This is a genomic window from Rhodopirellula sp. UBA1907 (assembly GCF_002337565.1).
In the GTDB taxonomy this organism is placed as follows: Bacteria; Planctomycetota; Planctomycetia; order Pirellulales; family Pirellulaceae; genus Rhodopirellula; species Rhodopirellula europaea.
Window position 1 is genome coordinate 1 of sequence record NZ_DDGH01000095.1, and the last position, 2,516, is coordinate 2,516.

Annotated in this window: 2 protein-coding genes; one reads left to right on the forward strand and one right to left on the reverse strand. The window is 53.6% G+C overall.

Annotation, left to right across the window (positions count from 1 at the left end; all coding sequences use genetic code 11):
* Positions 1 to 56 precede the first annotated feature (56 nt).
* Positions 57 to 1,160 carry an IS110 family transposase gene (locus B2R17_RS22885; RefSeq protein WP_286765833.1) on the reverse strand — a complete coding sequence of 368 codons (1,104 nt, stop codon included), beginning with the start codon at positions 1,158 to 1,160 and terminating at the stop codon, positions 57 to 59.
* A 235-nt stretch (positions 1,161 to 1,395) separates the two neighbouring features.
* Between B2R17_RS22885 and B2R17_RS22890 the strand changes: the two genes are divergently transcribed.
* Positions 1,396 to 1,761, forward strand: coding sequence for a hypothetical protein (locus tag B2R17_RS22890; RefSeq protein WP_286765834.1), 366 nt, complete (start codon positions 1,396 to 1,398; stop codon positions 1,759 to 1,761).
* Positions 1,762 to 2,516: the final 755 nt, after the last annotated feature.

Here is a 2,516-nt window from a genome sequence, read left to right on the forward strand (position 1 = left end):
GCTACCAGCCCGACTGCACCCGCAGACTTTTGAGGTGGAATTTTGGAGACTTGGTATCAGGCAGCGGACTTGTTCGTTGCGAGTTGCCGTTTGCGGCGATTCAACATTGCATCACGGCACTCCTGATAGGTTTGTTCATGGACCATCATGTTGCGGATGATCACAGCCAGTTTTCGCATCACGGCGACACGAGCGATCTTACTGCCTCGACGGTTCTTGATCGGCTTGTACCAGGCTTTCATCACGGGATCGTGGCGCAGGCAGTGCAGGGTGATTTGGGCCAAGACCCAGCGGGCCATCGTGCTTCCGGCCTTGGTGATACGGCCTCGTCTTCCCGTGCCTTCGCCGCTGTCGTTGACGCCGGGAGTCAGTCCCCAGTAGTGAGCCAGGCTTTTGCCTTTGGGGAATCGATGAGGGTCACCAACACGGCATACCAATGACAACGCACTGTAGTGAGCACAGCCTGGGATGGTTCGAATTCGGTCGACCATCGCATCGCCTTGGCAGCGGCCAATGATGATCACTTCCAGGTCGGTCATTCGTTTGGTCCATCGTTCCAGCTCCTCCAGTTGCCAGTCCATTTCTTGACGTTGCACCGGCGGCAGGCTGAGGGTTTTTAGCCAAGCGATCGCTTTGACGCTTGGGAAGGTTTTAGTCGGCATCTGCCACTGAAGGTTGTGCCGACGAAGGATGTGTTTGATTCGGTTGGTTGCTTTCGTTCGCATTCGACCAGCATCCTTGCGAAGCAGAGTGATGCGTTGGCAATCGGCGTAGTGCTTGGTGGGCAGGACAACTTGACGAGCCCCGGCGATGGGTAACCCATCTCGAAGTCGATTGCGGTTGGTCCACAGCAACTCGGAGAGCGAGTGGGCATCGCGACGGTCGGTTTTGACCTTGAGTTTCTTGGTGGGTTGAATCAGAACCGTTTGAACGCATCCATACTGAGGCAAGATCGCGAGGAGCCAGTCGTTGAAGCCGCAGACCTCGACGATGGCAATGTATCCACCTTCTTCGGCTGCCTTCTCGTTGAGCTTGGTGAAGAACTCGGAGCACCGTTCCGGTTGGGTGGAGACCTGGCGACGAAGGCGAATGTCACCGGCTTCATCGCGGAGAGAGATGGTGAGTTGTTTTGCGTGCTGGTCGATTCCGAGGTACAACATGGTCGCGGTTCTCCGAGAGGGACTTGAGTACGTTTTGAGCCCGTTTTCTCCGAAAGGAAAGACGATCGCTCGTCTTCCCATGATCTCGGAGAGCCGTTCTTCAAAACACCCAACTCTTTCATCGACATCGATGCAACCGAGCGGCGAAGTCGGGCGTTTTGAAGTGGATGATCAACCGTCGCCGCCGGCTGATCGGAACCGTTACCCGACTGACTGGAATACGCCCTCGAACAACGTGAAAGCTGTTCCACTTACGCCCGACGATTTAACGCACCAGCTCGCAGTCAACGCTGTGACAATTGTGCTTGTTGTCGAAACCTTCGATCCTACTTCGTCGGCCCTGATTAAGCGTCTTCATCACGTCGCAACTAGTTTTCGTACTAGCATTGGATTTGGATGGATCGATGACTCAAGCGAGTTCTCACATCCGTCCATTCGACCGGACGATATAGCCGTGACGCCTGTCTTGCTGATGTTTCGCGGGAAAACGCTTCTTACGACTGATGCGACCGGTCGACGGCAAATCGAACTTGCGCTTACGCATGAGAACATCGACGCGATCTTTGGTCGCACAAATGGCGGCGCTAAACTTGTCGAATGAGTTCAAGCGTAGGGCTTCGGAGACTGGTATCATTGGACGACGCGGGTAACAATGACATCCACCGAAGGACGCGAGCCGAGCGGTTTGGCGATGGTGAGTCTTTCGCGCGTCCTCGGTGATGTCCGCCGTTATCCCAATTAGTCACGGCGACGCAAACCAGGCTCTTACTTTCACATGTTTGAAAAAAAGACCATGAACATCGACAGCATTCAGCGACAGATTTCAAAGGCCAAAACTGCGAGTCTTGGAATCATCATTGCTATGATTGGATACGCTCTGAATACGAAGTCTGTACTCCTGGCGGGTTTAGTCGTTTTTGCGTTTGGTGTGTTCTTGCGACTCTGCGTTGTTGCCGCGGCCAAGATGAAGTCCTGAATGCTTATCCCCGGAACTAGGTTTCTCGCTATGAACGAATCGTTCGATCGCCTTCAGTCAATTACCCCATCATTCATTGTTGGGGATCCCGCTCCTAAAATCACCTTTAAACCCGCCACAGATCGCGGCCCTTGCCCGCTTCTGCACTGCGTGGTTTCGGGGCATAATCCTAAAATTGAACTTCATGGACTTCAGTCGCAACTTGCAACCGTGGGGCAAGTATCTGCCTCAAAGATCCATCTATGCAAAGGACGAACTTTGATCGAATTCGAGATCCAGTCCGTAGACGGACCTCTTGCGTTGACAATTTATTTGGACGACATGCCGCCAGTCGCCGCTGCGTAAAGAGCATCGCAGGGATAACCAATAAGGATTTGACT